Origin of the sequence: Streptomyces sp. DT2A-34 (assembly GCF_030499515.1) — a bacterium.
Lineage (GTDB): Bacteria > Actinomycetota > Actinomycetes > Streptomycetales > Streptomycetaceae > Streptomyces.
In genome coordinates, this window is sequence record NZ_JASTWJ010000001.1 from 9,750,402 (window position 1) to 9,774,749 (window position 24,348).

At 71.3% G+C, this 24,348-nt stretch carries 23 protein-coding genes and 2 pseudogenes; 9 read left to right on the forward strand and 16 right to left on the reverse strand.

Annotated elements, in window-relative coordinates:
* Positions 1-36: 36 nt before the first annotated feature.
* From QQM39_RS43500 to QQM39_RS43510, 3 genes are all read right to left on the reverse strand, one after another.
* A complete protein-coding gene (locus QQM39_RS43500) occupies positions 37-1,203 on the reverse strand; it encodes a serine hydrolase (protein ID WP_302003085.1) in 1,167 nt (388 codons plus the stop codon).
* A 109-nt stretch (positions 1,204-1,312) separates the two neighbouring features.
* A complete protein-coding gene (locus tag QQM39_RS43505) occupies positions 1,313-1,717 on the reverse strand; it encodes a nuclear transport factor 2 family protein (RefSeq protein WP_302003086.1) in 405 nt (134 codons plus the stop codon).
* Between the two features lie 10 nt (positions 1,718-1,727).
* Positions 1,728-2,696, reverse strand: a complete 969-nt coding sequence (locus QQM39_RS43510; protein ID WP_302003087.1) for an acetylxylan esterase — start codon at positions 2,694-2,696, stop codon at positions 1,728-1,730.
* 102 nt (positions 2,697-2,798) lie between these two features.
* Here QQM39_RS43510 and QQM39_RS43515 point away from each other — a divergent pair, with 102 nt between their 5' ends.
* The gene (locus tag QQM39_RS43515; RefSeq protein WP_302003088.1) at positions 2,799-4,178 is read left to right on the forward strand and encodes an 8-oxoguanine deaminase; all 1,380 of its coding nucleotides are present in this window, start codon (positions 2,799-2,801) and stop codon (positions 4,176-4,178) included.
* A 34-nt stretch (positions 4,179-4,212) separates the two neighbouring features.
* On the opposite strand, the gene QQM39_RS43520 is transcribed toward QQM39_RS43515, so the two are convergent.
* From QQM39_RS43520 to QQM39_RS43530, 3 genes are all read right to left on the reverse strand, one after another.
* Positions 4,213-4,797: a hypothetical protein gene (locus QQM39_RS43520; RefSeq protein ID WP_302003089.1), complete on the reverse strand. Its 585-nt coding sequence runs from the start codon at positions 4,795-4,797 to the stop codon at positions 4,213-4,215.
* A 77-nt stretch (positions 4,798-4,874) separates the two neighbouring features.
* Positions 4,875-5,630, reverse strand: a complete 756-nt coding sequence (locus QQM39_RS43525) for a ferredoxin reductase (protein ID WP_302003926.1) — start codon at positions 5,628-5,630, stop codon at positions 4,875-4,877.
* Between the two features lie 7 nt (positions 5,631-5,637).
* Positions 5,638-6,243: a sulfite oxidase-like oxidoreductase gene (locus QQM39_RS43530; RefSeq protein WP_302003090.1), complete on the reverse strand. Its 606-nt coding sequence runs from the start codon at positions 6,241-6,243 to the stop codon at positions 5,638-5,640.
* Between the two features lie 296 nt (positions 6,244-6,539).
* On the opposite strand from QQM39_RS43530, the gene QQM39_RS43535 reads away from it, so the two are divergent.
* Positions 6,540-7,346: a putative protein N(5)-glutamine methyltransferase gene (locus QQM39_RS43535; protein ID WP_302003091.1), complete on the forward strand. Its 807-nt coding sequence runs from the start codon at positions 6,540-6,542 to the stop codon at positions 7,344-7,346.
* A 422-nt stretch (positions 7,347-7,768) separates the two neighbouring features.
* Here QQM39_RS43535 and QQM39_RS43540 read toward each other — a convergent pair whose 3' ends face one another.
* Positions 7,769-9,847 (reverse strand): SpoIIE family protein phosphatase, encoded by a 2,079-nt coding sequence (locus QQM39_RS43540; RefSeq protein ID WP_302003092.1) that lies wholly within the window; start codon positions 9,845-9,847, stop codon positions 7,769-7,771.
* Positions 9,848-10,118: 271 nt separating this feature from the next.
* Between QQM39_RS43540 and QQM39_RS43545 the strand changes: the two genes are divergently transcribed.
* Positions 10,119-10,991, forward strand: a complete 873-nt coding sequence (locus QQM39_RS43545; RefSeq protein ID WP_302003093.1) for a hypothetical protein — start codon at positions 10,119-10,121, stop codon at positions 10,989-10,991.
* Positions 10,992-11,125: 134 nt separating this feature from the next.
* Complete coding sequence (locus tag QQM39_RS43550) at positions 11,126-11,500, forward strand: hypothetical protein (RefSeq protein ID WP_302003094.1); 375 nt, start codon at positions 11,126-11,128, stop codon at positions 11,498-11,500.
* A 24-nt stretch (positions 11,501-11,524) separates the two neighbouring features.
* Here the strand turns inward: QQM39_RS43550 and QQM39_RS43555 are convergent, their stop codons facing one another.
* The gene (locus QQM39_RS43555; protein ID WP_302003095.1) at positions 11,525-12,724 is read right to left on the reverse strand and encodes a M20 family metallopeptidase; all 1,200 of its coding nucleotides are present in this window, start codon (positions 12,722-12,724) and stop codon (positions 11,525-11,527) included.
* A 118-nt stretch (positions 12,725-12,842) separates the two neighbouring features.
* Between QQM39_RS43555 and QQM39_RS43560 the strand changes: the two genes are divergently transcribed.
* A complete protein-coding gene (locus QQM39_RS43560) occupies positions 12,843-14,858 on the forward strand; it encodes an NADPH-dependent 2,4-dienoyl-CoA reductase (RefSeq protein WP_302003096.1) in 2,016 nt (671 codons plus the stop codon).
* 31 nt (positions 14,859-14,889) lie between these two features.
* The gene (locus QQM39_RS43565; protein ID WP_302003097.1) at positions 14,890-15,441 is read left to right on the forward strand and encodes a PadR family transcriptional regulator; all 552 of its coding nucleotides are present in this window, start codon (positions 14,890-14,892) and stop codon (positions 15,439-15,441) included.
* Positions 15,442-15,507: 66 nt separating this feature from the next.
* On the opposite strand, the gene QQM39_RS43570 is transcribed toward QQM39_RS43565, so the two are convergent.
* Both QQM39_RS43570 and QQM39_RS43575 read right to left on the reverse strand, forming a co-directional pair.
* Complete coding sequence (locus QQM39_RS43570; RefSeq protein WP_302003098.1) at positions 15,508-16,038, reverse strand: hypothetical protein; 531 nt, start codon at positions 16,036-16,038, stop codon at positions 15,508-15,510.
* Between the two features lie 167 nt (positions 16,039-16,205).
* Entirely contained in the window at positions 16,206-17,192 is a 987-nt protein-coding gene (locus QQM39_RS43575; RefSeq protein ID WP_302003099.1) for a fibronectin type III domain-containing protein, read from the reverse strand.
* A 406-nt stretch (positions 17,193-17,598) separates the two neighbouring features.
* On the opposite strand from QQM39_RS43575, the gene QQM39_RS43580 reads away from it, so the two are divergent.
* Positions 17,599-18,312: a glycoside hydrolase family 75 protein gene (locus QQM39_RS43580; protein WP_302003100.1), complete on the forward strand. Its 714-nt coding sequence runs from the start codon at positions 17,599-17,601 to the stop codon at positions 18,310-18,312.
* Between the two features lie 60 nt (positions 18,313-18,372).
* Here the strand turns inward: QQM39_RS43580 and QQM39_RS43585 are convergent.
* The 4 genes and pseudogenes from QQM39_RS43585 to dhaK form a co-directional block, all read right to left on the reverse strand.
* Positions 18,373-18,991: pseudogene (locus tag QQM39_RS43585) on the reverse strand (SDR family oxidoreductase); the annotation flags it as partial.
* 78 nt (positions 18,992-19,069) lie between these two features.
* Positions 19,070-19,489, reverse strand: coding sequence for a PTS-dependent dihydroxyacetone kinase phosphotransferase subunit DhaM (locus QQM39_RS43590; protein ID WP_302003927.1), 420 nt, complete (start codon positions 19,487-19,489; stop codon positions 19,070-19,072).
* A gap of 52 nt (positions 19,490-19,541) precedes the next feature.
* Positions 19,542-20,141, reverse strand: a complete 600-nt coding sequence (gene dhaL, locus QQM39_RS43595; protein WP_302003101.1) for a dihydroxyacetone kinase subunit DhaL — start codon at positions 20,139-20,141, stop codon at positions 19,542-19,544.
* A gap of 46 nt (positions 20,142-20,187) precedes the next feature.
* Entirely contained in the window at positions 20,188-21,180 is a 993-nt protein-coding gene (gene dhaK, locus QQM39_RS43600; RefSeq protein WP_302003102.1) for a dihydroxyacetone kinase subunit DhaK, read from the reverse strand.
* 427 nt (positions 21,181-21,607) lie between these two features.
* Here dhaK and QQM39_RS43605 point away from each other — a divergent pair, with 427 nt between their 5' ends.
* Together QQM39_RS43605 and QQM39_RS43610 are read left to right on the forward strand one after the other, a co-directional pair.
* Positions 21,608-22,165 (forward strand): GNAT family N-acetyltransferase, encoded by a 558-nt coding sequence (locus QQM39_RS43605; RefSeq protein WP_302003103.1) that lies wholly within the window; start codon positions 21,608-21,610, stop codon positions 22,163-22,165.
* A gap of 38 nt (positions 22,166-22,203) precedes the next feature.
* A pseudogene (locus tag QQM39_RS43610) lies at positions 22,204-22,322 on the forward strand (transposase family protein); the annotation flags it as partial.
* Positions 22,323-22,452: 130 nt separating this feature from the next.
* Here QQM39_RS43610 and QQM39_RS43615 read toward each other — a convergent pair.
* Entirely contained in the window at positions 22,453-22,878 is a 426-nt protein-coding gene (locus QQM39_RS43615) for a VOC family protein (RefSeq protein WP_302003104.1), read from the reverse strand.
* A 233-nt stretch (positions 22,879-23,111) separates the two neighbouring features.
* Positions 23,112-24,194 (reverse strand): hypothetical protein, encoded by a 1,083-nt coding sequence (locus tag QQM39_RS43620; protein WP_302003105.1) that lies wholly within the window; start codon positions 24,192-24,194, stop codon positions 23,112-23,114.
* Positions 24,195-24,348: the final 154 nt, after the last annotated feature.

A 24,348-nucleotide genomic window follows, 5' to 3' on the forward strand; every position in this document is an offset into this window, starting at 1 on the left:
GTCACTTCGGCCGAAACGGCCCGTGCGGACCGGTCGTCATAGGACGCTGTAGAGGGCGTCGAGCAGCGCCATCTTCCGGGGGTCGTCGGCGATATGAGGCCCCATCCGGTTCATCACATAGCCCAGCGACACCCCGGCCTCCGGATCGGCCAGACCGCAGGAGCCGCCGAAGCCGTCATGTCCGAAAGCCCGGGGGTTGGGCCCGTACGAGCCGTTCGGCCCGCTCAGCCAGAGGCCGAGGCCGACCTCCGTCTCCCTCCCGAGCCCGGCTCCGAGCACCAGATCACGGCAGCGGCCCTGCCCCTCGCGCACCCGCTCGGCCGCCTCGGGGGACAGGACGCGGTGGCCGTCGTACGACCCACGGCCCGCGAAGATGCCGTACAGCGCGGCGACCGCCCGTGCGGTGCCGTGCCCGTTCGCCGCGGGGATCTCGGCGGCCCGCCACTCGGGCGAGTTCGCCTGAGCCGCCCCCACGGCGGGGTTGGCCACCGCGGCCAGGGCGGCGGGGCTCAACTGGCTGAAGATCGCGGCCTGTTCAGTGCTCGTCGCGACCGGCGGCTGCACCAGCTCGGCCGCCCGCCCGGAGTCCTTCTCCGGCAACCCGATCGCGAAGTCGATCCCGAGCGGCCCGGTCACCTCCCGCTCCAGGAACGCCCCGGGCAGCAGCCCCGACACGCGCCGCACGACCTCCCCGACCAGGAAGCCGTACGTGAACGCGTGATACCCGGACCGCGTCCCCGGCGCCCACCACGGCTCCATCGCCGCGAGCCGCTGTGTCGTCAACTCCCAGTCGCACAGCTGCTGAAGCGAATGCGGCTCCCGCACCCCGGACAGACCGGCCCGGTGCGACAGCAGATGCCGTACGAGGATCTGCTCCTTGCCCGCGGCGGCGAACTCCGGCCAGTACGCGGCCACCGGCGCGTCGAGGTCGATCAGTCCCCGGTCGGCGAGGATGTGCGCACACAACGCCGTCGGTCCCTTGGACGTGGACCATACGTTGACCAGCGTCTCGCGCTCCCAGGGGCGGCTGTGCGCCGCGTCGGCCCAGCCACCCCACAGGTCCACGACGGTCTCGCCGGCCACGGTGACGGCGACCGCGGCGCCCAGCTCCCCGCGCTCCCGGAAATTCGCCTCGAACGCCGTCCGCACCGCCGCGAACCGCGGATCGCAGTACCCGTGCACCTGTGCCTCGTGCTCCGCCATGGCCCACCCCTCGTCGTCCGCCGGAAACCCGGGCCGCGACAGCGCGACCCGGGCGTCGCCGAACGTACCGACTGGTCGGACAGGGCGGAAGGCGCGGAACACGCCGAACTCACCCGAAGAACAGCGCCCCCTCCGGCTCCTGATGTCCCTCGACCGTGTGCCAGTAGTCACGGGTCTCGACGGCCCGCCCTGCGGCGTCGAAACGCACGAAGACGCAGCCGGCGAGCGTGGCCGGCGCGCCGTCCTCCTCGGCGAGGACCCGGAACTCGGCCACGGCCACACCGTCCGCGGCGACGACCGGCGCGGAGAAGCGCACGTCGGTCACCCGCTCGCCGGCGAACGACCAGCGCAGATAGGCGGCCAGTTCGGCGCGCCCCCGGTGCGGTGCGCGGAACGGCATCGAGCGGTGGACGCAGTCCTCGGCGTACAGCTCAAGCAGCGCGTCCACGTCATGCCCGGCCCAGGCCCGCTGCCAGACCCGGACGAACCGCTCCGCGGCCTCACGCGTCTTCATGCGTGGCCTCTCAGGCGTGCGAGCGCAGCCAGTCCAGCTTGGCTGCCTCGTGGAACGGGCCGCCGCCCTCGTGGTCGTTGAAGTCGTACACCTCGATGGCCTTCTCGTCGTGGGCCCAGGCGTTGAAGGCCGCGTACACGGTGGAGGGCGGGCAGGTCTGGTCCTCCAGGGCCGCCGAGAAGAGGGCGGGCGACCGGCCGCGGGCCGCGAAGTGGACGCCGTCGAAGTAGGACAGGGTGCGCAGGACGTCCTCGGTGCGGCCCCGGTGCGTCTTGAGGTAGAGGCCGATCTCGCGGTACGGGTGGCGGTCCGTGGTGGTCACCGCGCGCGGGTAGTCGCACAGGAACGGCACGTCCGGCGCGATCGCCGTCAGATCCGGCACCAGGCCGCCGACCGCGATCGTGATGCCGCCGCCCTGGCTCGAACCGATCGCGACCGTGCGCGAGGCGTCGGTCAGCGGATGTGAGCGGGCGGCCTCCACGGCACGGACCGCGTCCGTGAACACCCGGCGGTAGTAGTAGTTCTCGGGCGCGTCTATGCCACGGGTCATGAAACCCGGGTAGGCCGGCGCGGCTCCCACCGGGTCCGGCGTCCCGCCACCGGCGCCCCACGCGCTGCCCTGACCGCGCGTGTCCATCATGAAGTGCGCCCGACCCGTGGACGCCCACAGCAGGTTCTCGTGCGGCAGGCCGCGCCCCCCGCCGTAGCCGATGAACTCCACGACCAGCGGCAGCGGTTCGCCGGCCCCGGCGGGCAGCCGCAGCCAGCCCTTCACCGGGTGACCGCCGAACCCGGCGAACGTCACGTCGTACACCTGCACCGTGGAAAGGCCCGTGTCGACCGGCTCGAAGCGCGCGTCCAGCGGGTGCTCACGGGCCTCATCGAGGGTCTTGGTCCAGAACGCGTCGAAGTCCTCGGGTTCGACGGACTTGCTGCGGTACTCGCGCAGTTCGTCGAGCGGAAGGTCGAACAGGGCCATGAAGGACCGCCTTTGCTAAGAGTGAGTACGGATGATCACACCGTACGTGGATGATCGGAGGACTCGCCAGATCTTCACGTGCCCAGCGCCTACGATGGCGCCATGACGTCTGCCGTCGATACTCCGGTGCAGGCCGCGGACCTGCTGGTCAGGGACGCCGAACTGCTGGTCGTGGACGGGGAGCGGGAGATCCAGGGCGGCTGGCTGGCCGTCAGTGGTGGTCGGGTCACCGGCGTCGGTACCGCCGGGAGCGAACCCGAGGCCCGCACGACCGTCTCGGCGGCCGGACGGCTCGTCACCCCGGGCCTGGTCAACACGCACCATCACATCTACCAGAACCTGACCCGCTCCTACGCGCCCGCCGTGAACGGCTCGCTGTTCGACTGGCTGACCACCCTCTACCCGCTCTGGGCGGGCCTCGACGAGGAGGCCGCGTACGTGTCCGCGTACGTCGGCATGGCCGAACTGCTGATGGGCGGCTGCACCACGTCGTCCGACCACCTCTACGTCCATCCCCGCCCGCGCCTCGTCGACGCCGAGATCCGCGCCGCCCGCGACATCGGCTTCCGCTTCCACGCCACCCGCGGCTCGATGACCCGCTCCGTCGAGGACGGTGGACTGCCTCCGCGGAGCGTCACCCAGACCGAGGACGAGGTCCTGGCCGACAGCGAGCGCCTCATCAGGACATACCACGACCCCGAACCGGGCGCGCTGGTCCGGGTCGCGCTCGCGCCCTGCTCGCCGTTCTCGGTGACCAAGCCGCTGATGACCGCGACCGCCGAACTCGCCGAGCGCTACGACGTACGGCTGCACACGCACCTCGCCGAGGACCACGACGAGGACACGTACTGCCTTGACACGTACGGCTGCCGTCCCGTCGAGTACTTCGAGGAGACGGGGTGGATGAGCGACCGCAGCTGGGTCGCGCACTGCATCTACCCGGACGACGCCGAACTGCGCCGTCTCGCGGACGCGGGCGTCGGCGTGGCGCACTGCCCCAGCTCCAACATGCTCATCGGCGGCGGCACCGCGCGCGTGAAGGAGATGCGCGAACTGGGCCTGCCCGTCGGCATCGGCTGTGACGGATCCGCCTCCACGGACCACGCCTCCCTCTGGATGGAGACCAGGGCTGCCCTGCTGCTGGGCCGCTACCGCGGCGGCCCCGGCGCGATGACCGCCCGCGACGCCCTCGACATCGCCACCCGCGGCTCGGCACGCTGTCTGGGCCGGGACGACGAACTGGGCCATCTGCGGCCCGGGGCCTGCGCCGACCTGGTCGTCTGGGATCTGCACGCGGTCTCGCTCGCCGGCGCGGTCAGCGACCCCGTGGAGGCCTGGCTGCGCTGCGGGCCGGCCCGGGCGTGGACCACGGTGGTCGCCGGCCGGATCCTGGTCGACCGCGGCGAGCCCCGCTTGACCGGGCTGGCGGACGCCCTGCGCGCGCACGACCGGATCGCACGCCGTATGCAGCAGGGTGAGTAGCGTGCAGCAGGGTGAGTAGCACCGTCGGTGCCGGTCATGCCCGGCGGCCCGTCCACTCCGGCTCCGTCCGGGCCCACTCCTGATCCCATTCGGCCAGGCGACGACGCATCGCGGCATGGCGTACGACCGCGTGGCCGGAGAGGATCACGGCGACCGCGCCGCCCGTCGCACAGACGCCGATGATGATGGTGTGCTGCCAGACCGCCGTGCTGTCCGCGGGCGGGGCCACGCTCCGGCCCCGGGAGTCCAGCCACACGTCGACCGTGTCGCCGTTGCGTGTGCCCGCCGGGACGCGCGCCGTGGCCGTACGCGGACCGCCGTCCGGCTCCGTCCAGCGGACCGTCGTCCTCGCGGACGGCCGCCGTCCGTCCTGTGTCACGGGGAGCGCGTCGGCGGTCCTGCCGACGACCTCGGCCCGGATGTGACGGCGTTCCGAACGCTGCTCCCGGGCGGTGGCCCGGGCGTCGTCATGGGCCCACCAGGCCGTGAGTACGCCGACCAGGGGAGCGACGACGAGCAGCAGGACCGCCACGGCCAGTAACGTCCACGCCTCGACGACATCCGACCGGCGTCGCAGCGGACTGTGCCGCAGGCGCCGGCCACGCACCGGGTATCGCATGGCGTCCAGGTACCCCGTACACCGGACATCGTTCCTGACGATCCCGGACCGACCCGCGGCCGGTGCCGGACCGCCGATCAGCCGAACCGCTCGATCCGGATGCGGTGCACGGGCTGACCTGCCGCGACGAGCAGCCGCGAGGCGTGCTCCGCGAATCCGTTGGAGCCGCACACATAGGCCTCCCACCCACCGGGAGGCTGCTCGGCCAGGAGTGGCGCCACATGTGCGGCGGCCATACGTCCCACTCGCACACCCTCCGGCGCGCTCCGTGTGAACACGGGCGTCGTCTCCGCGCCGTACTCCCGCGCGTAGATCAGCTCCTCGGGGCTGCGCGCGGACACCAGCAGCCGCAGCGGCACGTCCAGGCCCCGCGCCTTGTGGTGCCGCACCATCGACATCAGCGGTACGACGCCGGAGCCGGCGCCGACCAACAGCGCGGGCCGGTCCCCGGGCCAGGCGAAGAAGCCGCTGAGCGGGCCGCGCACCTCCACCGTGTCACCGGGCTTTGCGACCGTGTGGAACCAGCCGGACACCTCACCGCCCTCGACATGGTCCAGAGTCAGCTCGATGTGCCCGGCGTCGTCCGGCGCTGACGCGATCGAGTAGTGGCGCTGGGCCACATAGCCGTCCTCGGCGGTCAGCCGCAGCATCAGGTGCTGGCCGGGAAGGTGGCCCGCCCAGGCGGGCACCGCGAGACGGAAGGTGGCGGCGTGCGGCGTCTCGCGGTGGATCTCGGTGATCGTGGCGGTCTGCCACACCGCGGCGGCCCGTTTGCTGACGGCGATCCGCCCGGGCACGGCGAAACGGGTCGGGGGAGTGAACGTCTCGGTCACAGTCACCTCAGTCACCGGAGTACCTCTGCTCCTCCCAGGGGTTGCCGCGGGCGTGGTAGCCGTTCTGCTCCCAGAAGCCCGGCTCGTCGTGGTCGAGGATCCGCAGGCCCGCGATCCACTTGGCGCTCTTCCAGAAGTACAGGTGCGGCACCAGCAGCCGTGCCGGGCCCCCGTGCTCCGGGGCGAGCGGCTCCCCGTCGAACTCCCAGGCGATCCACGCCCGCCCACCGGTCAGGTCGGCGAGCGGCAGGTTGGTGGTGTACCCGGTGTGCGAATAGGCGACGGCATGGGTGGCGGACACATGGAGCCGGACCACATCGAGGAAGGCGTCCAGCGCGACCCCACCGAACCGGACCCCGAACTTCGACCAGCTCGTCACGCAGTGGATGTCGCCCTCGTACGCCGACGCCGGCAGTTCATGTGCCTGCTCCCAGCTCCAGCTGCGCGGTTCCTCGACCAGGCCGTCGACGCGGAAGGACCAGTCGGCGGGCGTCAGCTCGGGGGTGACCTCTGCGGACAGGACGGGCCAGTCGTCGCCCGCGTCGTACTGGCCGGGCGGCAGTGCGGCGTTCGGGACGCGTGGGCGCCCGGTGAAGCCTCTCGTGACGTTCATACGGGTGGTGCCTCCAGGTCGCCGCCGTGGGCGACGGCCCGTGGGTCGAGCGTGATCAGTACGTTTGTCATTCAACCGTACGTGCCCTGGTCCACCTTCGTCGATGCGCGGGAGCGTCGGTGATCGTTGGGGTAGGGTTGCCGTTCGGTCGGGACAGTCCCGGCCCTGCGGAGCCCAGGAGGTGAGACCCATTTCCGCTGTATCAGGTCGGGTGCTCCCACCTCGGATCGGCGCGGATCACCGCCAGTAGGCGCCCGCGAGAGCACCCTTCGGCTTCCGAAAGGCTCTCGGCTTCCATGCCCCCTCTCTCCTCTTCCTCGCCCTCGTCCCCCTCGCCGCTCTCACGCGACGCCGTCGTGACCGCGCTGCGTGCCGCCGGCTGTGTCTTCGCCGAGGACGAGGCCCGGTTGATCCTGGCCGCCGCCCGCACCCCGCACGAGCTGGCCGCCATGGTGGACCGGCGCGTGACCGGCCTGCCCCTCGAACTCGTCGTCGGCTGGGCCGAGTTCCGCGGCCTGCGCATCGCCGTCGAGCCCGGCGTCTTCGTACCCCGCCGCCGGACCGAGTTCCTGGTCGAACAGGCCCTCGCCCACGCCCCCGACGCGTCCGTCGTGGTGGACCTGTGCTGCGGCTCGGGCGCGGTCGGCGCGGCACTGGCCGTCGCGCTCGGCGAGGTCGAGCTGCACGCCGCCGACATCGACCCGGCGGCGGTGCGCTGCGCCCGCCGCAACGTGGCCGCCTTCGACGGTCAGGGGCACGCGGGCGACCTCTTCGAGGCGCTGCCCGACAGCCTGCGCGGCCGTGTCGGCATCCTCGCGGCGAACGTGCCGTACGTACCCACCGGCGAGGTCGGCCTCCTGCCGGCAGAGGCGCGTGACCATGAGCCGCGGGTCGCGCTGGACGGCGGTCCGGACGGGCTGGACGTCCTGCGCCGCGTCGCGGCCGAGGCGACCCGGTGGCTGGCACCCGGCGGCTGTGTACTGGTCGAGACGAGTGAACGCCAGGCGCCGACGGCCCTGGAGACCTTCACCCGTAGTGGGTTGTCGGCGCGTCTGGTCGCCTCCGAGGAGCTGTACGCGACGGTCGTGGTCGGCCTCAACTAGCCGCCCTGCTGGGCCGGACCAGGTCGTCGCCCCGCTCTTCGAAGGGCTTTCCGAGGGGCAGGAACCATGCCGGTGCCAGTGGCGGGGCCCGGGCAACTTGCCCCGCCACTCGCCCGGCGCCCGCTCCTCGCCCTTCTCCTCTTTCCGTTCCGCCCACTCGCGTTCCGCCCAGTTGCCCGCCGGCACACGGGAGGCCGTCCTGGTGCCGTCGCCGGCCCGCGTGCCGACGAGGAAAACGTCCCCGCCCTTCTTGAGGTCGGTGCCGCCGGAGCTCTTGTCCGCGCCGTCAAGGACGGTGGTGTCCAAGCCGACGGTCCACGTCCACGAGGCGCCGTCCTCGCTCACATAGGAGGCCGTACGTTGCGTCGGCGCCCGCCCCGCCCCGCGCCCCGCCCCTCTCCTCGGCGTCGGTGTCGCGGCCGTCAACTCGGCGGCAGCACGCGCGCGATGAGCAGCGCCACGTCGTCGGAGTTGTCGGGCCGGTGCAGGGTGCGCAGGAGGAGGTCGCAGCACTCCTCCAGGGGGCGGTCGGGGTCGTCGAGGAGTTCGAGGAGCGCGTCGAGGCGTTCGTCGAGCGGGTGTTGCCGGGTCTCGACGAGGCCGTCGGTGTAGAACACCAGCTGGTCGCCGGGTTCGAGGGCGACGGTCGTCGTCGAGAAGGCGACGCCGCCGACGCCCAGCGGTGCCCCGGTGGGCAGTTCGAGGAGTTCCGGGGGGTGGCCGTGGCGTACGCGGACGGGCGGCAGATGCCCGGCGTTGGCGATCCGGCACTGCCGCAGCTGCGGGTCGTGGACGGCGTAGACGCAGGTGGCGATGGAGTGGTCGAGGCCCTCGGTGATCTTGTCGAGGTGTTCCAGGAGCAGGGTCGGCTCCAGGTCGAGGGAGGCCAGCGTGTGCGTCGCGGTGCGCAGCCGGCCCATGGTCGTGGCGGCGTCGATGCCGCTGCCCATCACGTCGCCCACGACGAGCGCGGTCTTGCCGCCGTCCAGCGGGATCACGTCGAACCAGTCGCCGCCGACCTCGGCGCTGGCGCCCGCGGGCTGGTAGCGGGAGGCGACCTCCAGCCCGCCGGTCACCGGCGGATGGCTGGGCAGCAGGCTGCGCTGCAGGGTGAGGGCGGTGTCGCGGGCGTTCTGGTACCAGCGGGCGTTGTCGATCTGCACGGCCGCGCGGGACGCCAGTTCACGGGCGAGCAGCAGGTCGTCCTCGCTGAACGGCAGCGGATTGCGGGTGCGCTTGAGGTCCAGGGCGCCGAGCACCTCGCCGCGCGCGATCAGCGGAACCGCCAGATAGGAGTGCACGCCCGCGCGGCCCAGCTGGTCGGCGGCCTCGGGGGAGCGGGCGATGCGTGGCAGGTCCTTCTCCTCGACGTGCGCCAACATGACCGGACTCGCGGTGCGCACGCACTCGGTGACCAGGCGGTCGGGTCCGTAGCGGGCGACCTGGCCCGGCTGGTCGGCGGCGTCGAGAGCTTCCCTGCCGTCCTCCGCCTTGACGGCCAGGGCGCGGATCACCGCGGATTCCGCGGGCCCGAGGCTGCTGGGTCTGCCCTCGACCACGGCTTCCAGCAGGTCCACGGCGGCCACGTCGGCGAGTTCCGGCACGGCGACGTCGGCCAGCTCGCGCGCGGTGCGGTCCAGGTCCAGGGTGGTGCCGATCCGCGCGGAGGCGTCGGCGATGAGCGCCAGGCGCCGCCGTGCCGTCTCGGCCTCGACGGCGGCCTGATGCTGCTCGGTGATGTCCACGGCCATCCCGGCGACGCCGAGCACGGTCCCCGCCGTGTCCTCCAGCCGGTAGAGCGAGATGGACCAGAAGTGCTCCTGGTCCGGGTCGGCGGGGGTCCGGCCCGTGATGCGCTGGTTGATGAGCGGTTCACCGGTCCGCAGTACCTCACGCAGCGCCCCCTCGATGGCGTCGGCGTCGATGTCCGGCAGCAGCTCGCGCGGCGTGTGGCCGATGTGGTCCTCGGCGGGGATGCCGTTGAGCCGGGCCAGCGCCTCGTTGGCCGAGACGTACCGCAGTTCGGTGTCGAGGACGGCCAGGCCGATCGGAGCCTGTGCGATGGTCCGGGTCGACAAGGCGACGTCCCGCTCCACCTGGCGGACCGTCGACTGGTCGGCGCACAGGCCCAGCGCGTAGACGTCCCCCCGGTCGTCCAGGAGCCGCATGTTGCGGAACTCCACCAGACGGGTGCTGCCGTCCTTGCGCCGGATCGGGAAGGCCCCGGCCCAGCCCTTGCCGGTCTCCATGACGTCGGCGAACAGCTTCACGACCAGATCCAGGTGCTGCTCGTGGACCATGATCCGGGCGGCGAACTCGCCCAGCGCTTCCTGCGCCGGATAGCCGAACAGCTCCTCGGCCTGCGGGCTCCACAGCACGATGCGCCCCTCGGTGTCCAGCACCACCGAGGCCACGCCCAGCACGTCGAGCAGCCCGCTCGGCCCCACCGGCCCGCGCACCGGCTCGTCGCCCTCGGTCACGGGACGTTCGGCTGCAGACATCCCACGCACCGCCTTCGCCCATTTCACGCGGCACGCCGTTCCCCCGTGCCGACTCCCCTTGTTCTACCGCGTTCAACCGTCTCCGGGCCCCCTATGGTCGTCCACCTCCACCATCCCTCAACATGACCGCGAACGTCCGCCGAAGACATCCCGAGGGCACGGGACTGTGGCCGATCAGACAGCACACGTTCGCTTGCTTGGTCTGTACATGACCACGCAAGCCCGCGAAACTGTCCGCCGACACGCCCCCGCCCCCCAAGGAGTCGCTCCCATGGCCCTGCGTGCCCGGCAACGTTGTCACGCCGCCCTCACCGGCCTCGTCGCCCTCACCTGCGCCGCCGTACTGTCCACGGCGACGCCCGCGCAGGCCGCCGACACCTGGACGGAGGTGGGCTCGGACCGCGTCGACCCGCTGACCGAGAGCCAGGGCCTGACCTCCGTGGAGGTCCCGGCGAACAGCCCCAACCGCTACACGGGAATCGGCACGATCCCCACCTCGGTCAGCAGCCGCGGCTGGAACCACGTGGGTGACCCCGACGCCTCCTACAGCGGTTACTACATCGAGCCGTACCAGGCGGACTCGGGCAGCGCGAAGATGTTCCGGGTGCAGGCGCCGGACGGGACCTGGTCGGAGTACGTGCACACGCTCGGCTCCGGGGAGGCGCTGAACAACTCCTTCGTCGCCGTCTCGCCCGGCGGCCAGTGGATGGTCTCCGGCGAGTGGGGCACCATGACCCGCCTGCTGGTCCACCCGACACCCGGCGTCAACCCCGCCACCTCACCGTCGGCGAACCTCCCCTGGACGTCCAGCATCCGGCTCGACCACGCCGTACGGGACGTTCAGGGCTGCGACTTCCTCGACGCCACGACCCTCCTGTGCTCCTCCGACGACCCGGCGGGCACCCTCTTCGGCATGACCAAGCCGCTGCTCCGGATCGACCTCTCCGCCGAGCCCGGCACCTCCGACGTCACCGGCCACGTCACGGCCCTGCGCCGGCTCCCGCTGCGCAGCTCCTGCTCGGGTGAGTTCGAGACGGAGGGCATCGACTACGACCGCCGCACCGGAACCCTGCGCGTGATCGTCATCTCGCCGGGCTTCTGCGTGCTGACGGACAGCATGACGTACCGGTTCACGCGCGGCTGAGGGCGCCCGCGGGCCGCGGACGCTGCTGCGCCGCCGGTAGTGCTCCGCGGCCCGTGGTGCTTTTCTTGGGGTTGGGGTCCGCTTCCGCGGGCAACCCGTGGTACCGCGGCGCGGCCACGAGAGGAGCGATCACGATGGACCGTGAACGACTGCACGAGGAGCCCGTCTCCGTCGAGATCAGCGGATGCAGCAAGGAGGACGCCCGGATCGTCTTCGACACGCTGTGCGCGTGCTTCGAGTCCGACCGGGGCCCGGAGGACGTGCCGCAGCAGCTCCATGAGACGCGGCCCATGGTGTGGCTCGGCACGTTCGAGGTGACGGACACGCACGAGTGCCCGCCTCCCGCCCGGCTCTCGTCGTCCGTCGAGGCCGACGCGCAGGGCGGCTACTGGGCCATCGAACGGCTCCGCACGACGCTGGACTCCCTGTTCGCGGTGCACGACCTGTCCTCGGCCTCGGGCGACCAGGAGAGGGAGCTGCACGTGGTGCTGGAGAGCCGCGGCTCATGACGAGCCCGGCCATGAGGGGCTCGGTCAGGGCGACCCCAGCAGGCTGAGCACGGCACGCCGGTAGACGGCGTGGACGGCGGGCAGGTCCTCCAGAAAGGCCTGCTCGTCCACCCCGTGCAGCCCCTCGTACCGCACGCCGAAGCCGGCGGTCGCCGGGATGCCCTCACCCGCCAGCAGATTGCCGATGTTCGACGGACCTGCGATCTTCGGCCGAACGGCCAGGCCCTCCCGGGCGGCGGCATCCAGCAGCGCCGCGGCAGGCTGCTGGTCCTTCACCAGTCGATACGGCGGCCAGGCGGCCACCGGGGTGATCGTGGTCGGCCGCGGCGCGGGCACCCGCACGTCCAGCTCGCCCACCGCCGCACGCACCAGCTGCTCGGCGGCGTCGGCATCGAAGGCCGCAGTGGTGCGGATGTCGACGCCCAGCTCGCACAGGTCGGGCACCACCGAGAAGCCCTGACCGCCGTGGCAGGAGGTCACCGTCAGCTTCGGCGGCAGGGGGAAGTCCCCGTCTGGCCCCGTCGGCTTCGGGTGCAGGGCGAAATCCCCGTCCCCGCCCGCGAGTTCGGCTTCCTCCAGGAGTCGTACGAGATGTGCCGCGCGGGAGACGGCACCCGGTGCCGTGCGGCGGGACCCCGAGTGGCCCGAGGCCGCGTGCACGGCGATCGTGGCCCGCCACAGACCCCGCCCGCCGACCACGACCTCGTCGAGCCCCGGGTAGCCGATCAGCACCCCGGCCGGAAGCACCGCCTCCGGGTCGGCCAGGTAGGCGCGGGCGCCGCCGAAACCGCCCGTGTGCTCGTCGGCGTCGAGGAGCACCGCGAGCCCGCCGTGCAGGCCGTCGGCCGCGCCGTGCAGCTCGGCGGCGATGCCGCAGAACATCGCCGCCGCGAGCTTGGAGTCCGCGGCGCCCCTGCCGCGCAGCCGGCCGTCGACGACCTCGCCGGAGTCCGGGGCGAACGACCAGGCGGCCTCGTCGCCGTAGGGCGCGGTGTCGACGCAGGCGTCCAGCGCCCACCAGCGGCCGGGCCGGCCGCCCGCGACCTCGACCAGCAGACCGACGGCGCCGCCCGTGTCGCCGTAGAGGCGGCGATACGGCAGTTCACGCTTGGCGAGCCAGTCCTCCAGGATGCCGAGGACGGGCCCGTAGTCGTCGATCCCGGCGCGGCTGGGGCAGCGGATCAGCCGTTGGGCGAGGTCGATCATGTCGGCGGGTGCGGTCATGGGCCCACTGTGCCCCGGCGTGGTCCGTGTCACCCCTCCCTGGTTGTGCAACTAGTTGCATAAACATCTCGCGGTCCTCTACAACTACAGAGGCATGAAACCGCGCATGGAGGCCCCGATGAGCCGTTACCCCCGCCTGCTGAGCCCGCTCGACCTGGGCTTCACCACGCTGCCCAACCGCGTCCTCATGGGCTCCATGCACGTGGGCCTGGAGGAGGCCGAGCGCGGCTTCGAGCGCATGGCGGCCTTCTACGCCGAGCGGGCGCGCGGGGGAGTGGGCCTGATCGTCACCGGCGGCATCGCCCCGAACGACGAGGGCCGGCCGTACGAGGGCGGCGCCAAGCTCACCACCGAGGCGGAGGCCGAGCAGCACCGGGTCATCACCGAGGCCGTGCACCGAGAGGGCGGCCGGATCGCGATGCAGATCCTGCACTTCGGCCGGTACGCCTACCACCAGGACCTGGTCGCCCCGAGCCCGCTCCAGGCGCCGATCAGCCCCTTCCCGCCGCGCGAGCTCACCGACGCCGACGTCGAGCGGACCATCGACGACTACGCCCGCGCCGCCCGCCTCGCCCGGCAGGCCGGCTACGACGGCGTGGAGATCATGGGCTCCGAGGGCTACCTCATCAACGAGTTCATCGCCACGCAGACCAACCGGCGCACCGACCGCTGGGGCGGATCGTACGAGAACCGCATGCGCTTCCCGGTCGAGATCGTCCGGCGAGTGCGCGAGGCCGTCGGCGAGGACTTCATCATCGTCTACCGGCTGTCCATGCTGGACCTCGTCCCCGGCGGCTCCACGCTCGACGAGGTGATCACGCTCGCCAAGGCCGTCGAGGCCGCCGGGGCGACGATCATCAACACCGGCATCGGCTGGCACGAGGCGCGCATCCCGACCATCGCCACGTCCGTGCCGCGCGGCGCCTACACCTGGGTCACGAAGCGGCTGATGGGCGAGGTGTCCGTCCCGCTCGTCACCACCAACCGCATCAACACCCCCGAACTCGCCGAGGAGTTGCTGGCGGACGGCTGCGCGGACATGGTGTCGATGGCCCGCCCGATGCTCGCCGACCCCGACTTCGTCGCCAAGGCCGCCGCCGGGAAGCCGGAGGCGATCAACACCTGCATCGGCTGCAACCAGGCCTGCCTCGACCACACCTTCAGCGGCAGGATCACCTCCTGCCTGGTCAACCCCCGTGCCTGCCACGAGACCGAGCTGACCCTGTCCCCGACCCGGCGGCGCTTGCGCGTCGCGGTCGTCGGCGCGGGACCCGCCGGGCTGGCCTGCGCCGTGAGCGCGGCCGAACGCGGCCACGAGGTCACGCTGTTCGACGCCGCGAGCGAGATCGGCGGCCAGCTGAACGTCGCCCGCAAGGTGCCGGGCAAGCAGGAGTTCGACGAGACGCTGCGCTACTTCCGCCACCAGCTGGACTGGCAGGGCGTGGATGTACGGCTGAACACCTGGGTGGCGGCCGAGGACCTCGCCGGCTACGACGAGGTGGTGGTCGCCACCGGCGTCACCCCGCGCACCCCGGACATCCCCGGCATCGACCACCCGAGCGTCGTCGGCTACCTCGACGTCCTGCGCGACGGCGCCCCCGTCGGTGACCGCGTCGCCGTCCTCGGCGCCGGCGGCATCGGCTTCGACGTCGCCGAGTTCCTCACCGACGGCGGCGACAAGGCGAGCGAGGACCCGGCGACGTACTTCCGCCAGTGGGGCGTCGACATGGACTACACGGGCCCCGGCGGCCTCGCCGCCCCCGAACGCCCCGCCCCGCCGCGTACCGTCCACCTCCTCCAGCGCAAGACCACCAAGGTCGGCGCGGGTCTCGGCAAGACCACCGGCTGGATCCACCGCACCGAGCTCAAGCACCGGGGCGTCGCCATGGTCCCGGGCGTGCGCTACGACCGTATCGACGACGCCGGACTGCACGTCACCGTCGGTGAGGAGAGCACGGTGCTGGAGGTGGACACCATCGTCCTGTGTACCGGACAGGAGCCGCGCCGCGGCCTGTACGAGGAACTGCTCGCCGCGGGCCGTAGCGCGCACCTCATCGGCGGTGCCGACGTGGCCGCCGAACTGGACGCCAAGCGCGCCATCAAGCAGGGCACGGAGCTGGCGGCGAGCTTGTAGGGGCGCCCGAGCGCGTCCCTAGGATGAGCCCATGTCACTCCCGCACGCGATCCTCACCGCCCTGGTCGAAAAGCCGTCATCCGGACTGGACCTGACCCGCCGGTTCGACAGGTCGATCGGCTACTTCTGGTCGGCGACGCATCAGCAGATCTATCGCGAGCTGGGAAAACTGGAGGCCGAGGGTTTCATCCGCACCCTGCCGAGCGAACAGCCGGCCCGCGGGCAGAAGAAGAGCTACGAGGTCCTGCCCGCGGGCCGCGCCGAACTGGCCCGCTGGACCGCCGCGTCCCAGGACCCGAGGCCCCACCGCGACACGCTGCTGCTGCGGATGCGTGCCGCGGCCGTCGTGGGGACCGAGGGCATCGAGGCCGATCTGAGGCGCCATCTCGATCTGCACCGACGGCAGTTGGCCGAGTACGAGGAGATCGAGAAGCGCGACTTCCCGCCCGGCAAGGACAGTTCGCAGGACCGGTTGCGGCACCTGGTGCTGCGCGCCGGCATCGATCTGGAGACCTTCTGGGCGCAGTGGCTCACACGCGCCCTGGAGGAGTTCGCGGAGCTGCCGGACCACGAGACGGCGTGAGCCGAGGGCCCTTCGGAACCGGTACGGCGTTCGGAGTGGGTACGGCTTTCGCGACAGGTACGGCATTCAGAGCCGGTACGGCTTCGCACGGCGGCGCAGGGCCCAGGCCGCCGTGGCCAGGACGCCCGTGCCCACCAGGGCGCCGCCCGCCACCAGCGTCAGCGTGCCGTAGTCCTTGCTGCCCCCGCCCATGCCGCCCATGACGCCGCGCGACGGCGAGGCCGTGGCGGAGACCCTGGGGGCCGTGACGATGACCGACTGGGTACCCGCCGTCGAGCCGTTGGAGCACACGACGATGACGGTGTACGTGCCCGGGTTCACGCCCGCCCAGGCCGCCGACTGGAGCGAGGCCGTCCCCGAGAGGGAGACCTGCCGTCCCTGGGCGAAGTTCGCCTGTCTGCTGTTGAGCAGTGAGGCGGTGCCCCAGCTGCCGTTGACGTTGGTGCACGCGCTGGTCGTGACGGAGACCGTGGACCCGGTGGTGCTCACGGAGATCCCCGAGACCGCGGCGGCCGGACCGGCGGCCAGGGCGAACGGAAGAGCGGAGGCGGCTGCCACGGTCAGGCCCGAGCGGAGGAAGAGCGATGAGTTGCGCATGTGATGCCCTCCGGCGGCACGGTTGGCGGTACGTCCGTTGCGCCGCCGAGGGTCGGGAACGCCCGTGCTGCCTCAGGGTCAGCCAACGCCTCCCGACTCCGGCCCGCATGCGGACCTCCGCCGGACAGGTGACGGACTGCTGCATCCGGGGGACGCCGGACCGGACGTCATTCCCGCCCGCCGGTCGTCACCGTCCGCTCCGCCGAGAAGCCGCCCCAGGTGCCGTCCGGTAGCCTGCCCCGGATCCGCACCCGGTGACCGACTCCGGCCTCCCGGCCCAGATAGAAGCTGTACGTGGCCCGCTCGCGCGGCGCGCTTCCGCCGTACACCAGCGACGTGGCCGTACGGCCGTCGAGCTCGACCTGGTACTCCGTGACCACGCCGTCCGTGCGCGGCGGCACCCAGCTCAGGTCGAGGTGGTACGCCCCGTCCGCGTGATGGGTCGTCGCCCGGAAGGCGGTCGGCGCGGTGCCTCGCCCGTCGTCGGTGCCGGGCGTGGTGACGCCGACCGCTGCCGTGGCGGGCGAGAGGTTGTCGGCCGCGTCCCGGGCTCGGACGGTGAACGAGTAGCGGGTGCCGGGCCGAAGCCCGGTGACCACGGTCGCCGTCTGGTTTCCGCCCACACTGTGGATCTTTGTGTGGCCCTGATAGATGTCGTACGACACCACGTCCCGATCGTCCGTCGCCTTCGACCATGACAGCTGAACCGCACGGCTGCCCACCGCCCGGCCCTCGGCCCGCCCCGGACGCGTCGGGGCGGAGTGGTCGGTGGCCACGGCTGCCGGAGTCGTCGCCCGGACCTCCTTGCTTGGCGGCCCGAGCCGCCCGTCGGTGTCACGGGCCCGCACGGTGAAGGCGTATGCGGTGGACGGCTTGAGCATGGTGACATCCACCATGTGTGCAGAGCCCGGCACTTCCTTGACCTTCATAGGTCCCCGATACACCTCGTAGACACGGATTTCACTGCCCGCCGAAGGTCCGGAGACCGCGTTCCACATGACGTGCACGCTGGTCGCGCTGCCCACGGCGGCCGTGACACCGGTGGGCGCCGCGGGCAGTCGGCCGCTCTCCTCTTCCGCACCGTTCCACGCGCAGGACGAGAGCAGGACGAGCACTGCGCAGAGCACGGGCGCGAGGACGGGAACACGTCGCACGACTCTGCCTCCCGGAGCCAACTGGCGGTAATGGTGCGGACCAATAGGGGTCCACTATGTCGCCGCTGACGCGATCACCTCAAGAGGGCGGTCGTTGGTGAACCGCCAGGAGCGTTACGTATGCTGAAGCTGCTCATGGCTGAACTCTCCACGTGGGATGGAGAGTTCACGCCGCCGGCGCGGGCCGCTGTCGTCGCTGATCCCGCGCCGGACGCGGGTGGCCGGAGGGCCCGGGGTCCGTTTCGCAGACTCAGGCCCCCGGCCCCTGCCGGAAGTTCGGGGACGATCGTCGTGTCGTCGTGTCGTCGGGGTGCGCGCCGCGGGGCCCTGCTGGTGGCAGCATGATCGACACAGCATCGGATGGGCTGAGTATCCGTCAGTTTCCTCGACGAGAGGGTCCCCTATCGTGCGTCTCCACTCGCTGACGCTGGCCGCGGCGGGCGCCGCCCTGCTCGCCCCGACGATGCCGCCGCCGACCCCGCCCCCCACTCAGGAAGGGGCAATGGCGCACCGTGAGGCCGGTGTCAGCGCCGCTGACCTGCTGTCAAAGGTGCGTGAGTGCGCCGCCGTCTCCCGTGGGCGCTACCGCAGCGACAGTGGTGCGCCCGCGACGATCCGGGTCTGCGAGGGGCGGGACGCGGTGTTCTGGAAGGCTGATATGGATATCGACTGCGACGGTCAGCGCACGCGCCACTGCAACGGCCGTACCGATCCGTACTTCTCCGCCGCGACGGCCTATCAGCAGTCCGACGGACGCCACTTGAGCGCCGAACGGCTCCCGTACATCGTCGTGCCCGCTCCGAGCCGTATCTGGAGCCCACTTGACCACGGCATCCGCGGCGGTTCGGTCGCCGCGGTCGTGTACCAGGGCCGGGTGCGGTACGCGGTCGTCGGCGACGTCGGCCCGAACGACATGATCGGCGAGGCGTCGTACGCCGCCGCCGAGGCCCTGGGCATCTCGCCCGACCCGCACGGCGGCGGCACGGCATCCGGGGTCACCTACATCGTCTTCACGGACACGCGGGTGACGCCCATCGAGGACCATGCGGCCGCCGTGACGGCCGGGGAGCGGCTGGCCAGGGAGTTCGTGCACGGGAAGGCGTTCGTACCCGGCAACTGACGCGGGTACGGCAACTGCTCGTGAACGGCGTTTGATTCGTGCGCGGTGAGTGAGGAGGCGTCAGACTGCCGACCAGCCGTCGTCGACCGGCGGGACCACGCCGTTGATGTTGCTCGCCGCGTCCGAGGCGAGGAACACGATGGCCGCGGCCTGCTCCTCGGGCTGGGCCACCCTGCCGAGGTTGACGAAGTGCGGGCCGAGAGCCGCCGGTCCGTGCGCGTCCGGCGCGGCGTCCGCGACGATGCCGGTCCGAGTGCCGCCCGGAGCGATGGCGTTCGCGCGGATTCCCTGCTTGCGGTACATCACGGCAGGGGACTTGGTCAGCCCCACCACGCCGTGCTTGGACGCCGTGTACGCGGCGCCCGCGGTGCTGCCGCGCAGGCCAGCCTCGGACGCCGTGTTGACGATGGCACCTCTGCCCGCCTGGAACATGTGCGGCAGGACCGCCCGGGTGAGCAGGAAGGGGGCGGTGAGGTTGACCCGTATGACCCGCTCCCACTCGGCGTCGGTGACGTCCGCCAGGGCCGACATCCGGTCCATGATCCCGGCGTTGTTCACCAGCACGTCCACGCCGCCGAAGCGCTCGACGGCGGTCTCGACGACCTGGTCGACGACGGCCTGCTCGCTCAGGGTCGCCGACGACGGCGACCGCCCCGCCGCCCGCCTGCTCGATCGCGGCCGAGGGGCCCGCGGTGCCATGGCTGCCGCGGGCCGCCTCGCTTCAAGTCCGTGGCGTGGCGGATGCCGTAGGTCGTCCTCACACCTTCCGGTAGGTGTACGCCTCCGCGGCCGCCGCCTCCACCGCCGCGAGGTCGGCGCCCGTGGCCGCCGTGACGACCGCGGCCACCGTGCCCTCGACGAACGGGGCGTCCACCAGGCGTGTGTTGTCCGGGAGTTCGTCGCCCTCCGCGAGCAGCGCCTTGACGGTGAGGACGGCACTGCCCAGGTCGGTGAGGACGGCGACCCCGGCGCCGCGGTCCACGGAGGCGGCCGCCGCCGCGATCAGCTCGGCGCTGGTGCCGAGCCCGCCGGCCTCGGTGCCGCCCGCCGCGGCGACCGGCACGCCCGTCCCGCCGCCCGCGAGCCCCTGCGCCAGCTCGGCCACCGACGCGGCCACCTGTGCGCTGTGCGAGACCAGCACGATGCCGACGAGCCGTCCGCTTTTGTCGTCACTCACCGTCTCGCCACCCGCCGTCTCGCCACCCGCCGTCTCGCCACTCACCGTCTCGTCACTCACCGTTCGCCTCCGCCAGGCCGGCGATCAGCAGCGCCGAGGACGTGGCCCCGGGATCCTGGTGTCCGATGCTGCGCTCCCCGAGATAACTCGCCCGCCCCTTGCGGGCCTGCAACGGCGTCGTAGCCAGGGCTCCCTCCTCGGCGGCGGCCCGTGCCGCGGCGAAGCCGTCGCCGAGCGCGTCCACGGCCGGCACCAGCGCATCGATCATGGTCTTGTCGCCCGGCGCAGCCCCACCGAGTGTCATGACCGCGTCCACCCCGGCCCGCAGCGCCTGGGCCAACTGATCCTCGCTCACCTCGCCGGCGTCCCCGAGGGCCTTGCCGGTCCGGCGCAGCAGCGTCCCGTAGAGCGGCCCCGACGCCCCGCCGACGGTGGAGATGAGCTGCCGCCCGGCGAGCATCAGGACCGCGCCCGGCGTCTGTGGGGCCTCCTTCTCCACCGCCGCCGTGACGGCGGTGAACCCGCGCTGCAGATTGCTGCCGTGGTCGGCGTCCCCGATGGGCGAGTCGAGAGCGGTGAGCCGCTCCGCCTCACGGTCGACGGAGGCGGCGGTCGCCGTCATCCAACGGCGGAAGAAATCGGCGTCGAGCACTGGATCTCCTTGCGTGACAGGTGTGTTGCGGGCGTCCGGCTCCGGATCACATTCCCCACCGCAGCCCCGGCGTCTTCACCGGCGCGTTCCACAGCCGCAGCAGCTCCTCGTCGACCTGGCACAGGGTGACGGAGGCACCGGCCATGTCGAGCGAGGTGACGTAGTTCCCGACGAGGGTGTGGGCGACGGCGACACCGCGCTCGGCGAGCACCCGCTGGACCTCGGCGTTGAAGCCGTACAGCTCCAACAGCGGCGTGCCGCCCATGCCGTTGACCAGGACGAGGACGGGGTTGCGCGGGGTCATGTCCTCCAGGATGGCGCCCACGGCGAAGTCGGCGATCTCACCCGACGTCATCATCGCCCGCCGCTCCCGGCCGGGCTCGCCGTGGATGCCGATGCCCAACTCCAGCTCGCCGAGCGGCAGATCGAAGGTGGGGCTGCCCTTGGCAGGGGTGGTACAGGCGCTGAGGGCGACACCGAAACTGCGGGAGTTCTCGTTGACCTGCCGTCCGATGGCCTGCACCCGCTCCAGCGGCTGCCCCTCTTCCGCCGCGGCACCGGCGATCTTCTCCACGAACAGCGTCGCGCCCGTGCCGCGCCGCCCGGCCGTGTAGAGGCTGTCGGTGACCGCCACGTCGTCGTTGACCAGCACCTTCGCCACCTGGATGCCCTCGTCCTCGGCGAGTTCCGCGGCCATGTCGAAGTTGAGGACGTCACCCGTGTAGTTCTTCACGATGAACAGCACACCCGCCCCGCTGTCCACGGCGGCCGCGGCCCGCACCATCTGGTCGGGCACCGGCGAGGTGAACACCTCACCCGGACAGGCCGCCGACAACATCCCCGGACCCACGAACCCACCATGCAGCGGCTCGTGCCCCGACCCGCCACCGGAGATGAGGGCGACCTTCCCCTCGACGGGTGCGTCCCGCCGTACGATCACCCGCTTCTCCGCATCGACGACCAACTCCGGATGGGCAGCCGCCATGCCGCGCAGCGCGTCCGCGACGACGGTCTCCGCGACGTTGATCAGCATCTTCATAGGTACCTCCTGGTGAGGCTGGTAGATGGGCTCACGACCTGCTCTTTTTGCAGGTCAGAGCAAGTCGGCTCGATAGTCGATCTTGGCGGTTCGTGGTGTCGGATTCCTTGGGCGGTCGGAGTCGGGTCGGCGGGAACGCTGCTGTCGGCAGTATCGACCTTGCGCAAGCGAAGGTCACGTGCACGGATGCTCCTGGCGTGCCCGGTGCTTGGGCGGGACCGCTGGTCGCACCGTTTGGCGGCCTCAATGAAGCGTCTGACGAAGTACTTGCCTGGGAGGGGGAGGCCTCCCGGCGCCGGCTGCGTCCTGCCCACGATCAGCCGTTGCCCAGCGCCCTCTCCCTGCCCTCGGTGGGTAAGATCCGGGAGCTTCAGTGGACGCTGGCGCGCGGCGAGCGCATTTGCGTGACTGTTCGAGGGGGCACCACATGACGCAGCAAGGGACCATCGCGATAGAGCGCATGGATGGATCGGCCGCTGTGCAGGCCGAGAACGCGTTCAAGCTGATCTACGCCGAAGCGTTCGCCGAGCCTCCTTACAACGAGACCGAGGACGATGTCGCCGCCGCCTTCCACCGCTTCCCCGTGCAGGCTCGCAACCCCACCTTTCGCGCTGCCTTGGCCCGTACCGAGGACGGCGAGCCGATCGGCATGGCGTGCGGCTACCTGCTCGGGCCCGACACGGTGTGGTGGGACGAATTGACCGAGCCCGTGCCCGACGACATGCGGCGCGAGGACGGGCACCGCACCTTCGGGCTCATGGAACTCGCCGTGCGCGGACCGTGGCGCGGACAGGGTGTTGCGCGGCGCCTGCACAAGACGCTGCTCGACGCCGTCGGGGCCGAGCGGGTGCTACTGAACGTCCACCCGGCGAGCAAGGCGGCGTCGACCGCTTACCGGGTGTGGGGCTACCGCAAGATCGGCGAGGCGCGGCCGTGGGGCGAGGGCGCGGACCTCCATGACGTGATGCTGCTCGGTCTGCGCTGAAAGCAGTGTGTGAACTCGTGCGGAGTGGAGCCCCTGACGGCGCCGATCCGATCCGCAAGGGTCAGCCGTGGAGCCTGCCGCCAGAGGATCGGGTCCTACTGGTCGCCGCGTACTGGCGGAGAACCTCACTTTCCGGCAGCTGGTCCCGCTGGAAGGAGGAGCACACGCGATGCTTGGCATCGCCCGACTCGACCACCTCGCCCTCACTGGATACTCCCGCTCTATAGGGGACCACCTTGTGAGAGCCCAAGGGAGACGGCTCCCCACCTCGCCGTCTCGGAGGACGTTCAGTCGAGACAGAACTCGTTGCCCTCGATGTCCTGCATCACGATGCACGAATCGTTGTCGTCAGCCAGTAGTCGCACGCGTACCGCGCCGAGCGCGACCAGTCGTGCGCATTCGGCCTCAAGCGTGGCCAGGCGCTCTTCACCCACGAGCCCGGTGCCGACCCGCACGTCAAGATGCACCCGATTCTTGACGACCTTGCCTTCGGGAACGCGCTGAAAGAACAGTCGCGGGCCCGCACCTGAGGGATCACCGCATGCGAACCACGAACCCCGATCCTCAGGCGGCCGCGAGCGATCGAAATGGTCCCAAGTGGCAAACCCCCGCGGTGGCGATACGACGTACCCCAACACCTCGCACCAAAAGCGCGCGACGCGCTCAGGTTCTGCGCAGTCGAAGGTGACTTGGAACTGCTTGATCGATGACATCGGCGCACCATAGCAAGGGGGGCTCTGTTGCTCATCTCCCGGTAAGAATCTGCATCTTGAGGGGGGATGACCCGTGCTAGTCGCTGCTGTGTCGTGCGTCCGGCCCGGGTCCGCACCTACGCACCCGTGGCGGCGTAGCCGACCGGTGGACCCAGGACCCAAGACCGCTCACGGCCGGCCGCCGTTCGAGGCGATTGACATCGCCGCCCATGTGCCGAGCTCCCCATGCCTTGCTACCAGCGAAGCGGCACATCAAACGGACCACCGTGGGGGCCTGGGTGTGCCCCCTCCTCGTAGGACATGACCGCGGTACCGGTCAGCGGCACGGACGTGAACCCGTCAAAATAGTGCAGTGGCGCATGTGCGATCAGCATGAGTCCCAGCCCGAGTGCGACCACCGCACGCTTCATGTTCTCGTGACCGTCGCACCACACCCACGCCACGATGGTGAGGTTCACGCAGAGCAAGAACGCCCACCGGTGCTGATCCCACCCGCCGAAAGACAGCAGGAACGGCGCGCCACTCGCGCCCACGGCCAGGGAGCGTGTCACCCAGCCGCGCGCGTCGTGGCCGGGCCCGACGACGACGGCCGTCACCACGATGACGGCAAGGACGAGCGGAGCCAGATACAGCGCGATGTTCCACGGGTCGTAAGCACTCCAGCTCTGGGCCTGCGTACGGAAGAAGAGCGCGAGCGCGTCTTCGCGCCAGTTCCATCCACCCTCACCGATCCGCGTGATCAGATGTTCTCGCGCTCCTGGAACCGCAGGCGGCACGGCGAACAGCAGTGCGTTCACCGCCACCGGCAGGATGCTTGCTGCGAACGCGGTGCGCGTCGGCAGCGACGAGCGCCATACGGCCAGCAGCCACACCGGGATCACGGTCAGCGCACTGATCTCATGGGCCATCGGCGCCAGCATCATCACCAGCGTCGCCGTCCGCCACCAGCCGCGGCAGCCGAGCCACAGAGCGACGAACAGCAGAAGGAACAGGACCTGGTCGAGGTAGCCGACCTCATGGAACAGGTAGCCACCCGCCGGGTGAAGGAGGAACGCCACCGGCAGCCATCGCCGGACCGGCGTCGTGGCCCGCACCACAGTGGTGACGATGACGGCGAGCAGCAGCGCCAGGATGCCGAACGAGAGCGCCGCATAGAACCAGTAGGCATTCCCTGCCCACTCGGCGAGCGGATAGAGCACGGTGGCGACGAGGAAGCGGCGGTGGAACCCGTCGGCCAGCGACGTCGTCTGAAGCGTTGCGGACCAGAGCGACGGCAGCCGAAACCCCGTATAGGCAGCCAGCGAGAGGGCCGCCACACAGAGCCCACCGGCCCACCAGGAGCGCGCACTTGACGCCTGAGGATTGCCGGATGCTGCAGGGCGGGCAAACGCCTGCGGAGGAAGCGAGGTACCGACCACGCACGCAAACTACGGGCACTTCACGGTACTTCGTCACGGCCACACCGTGCAC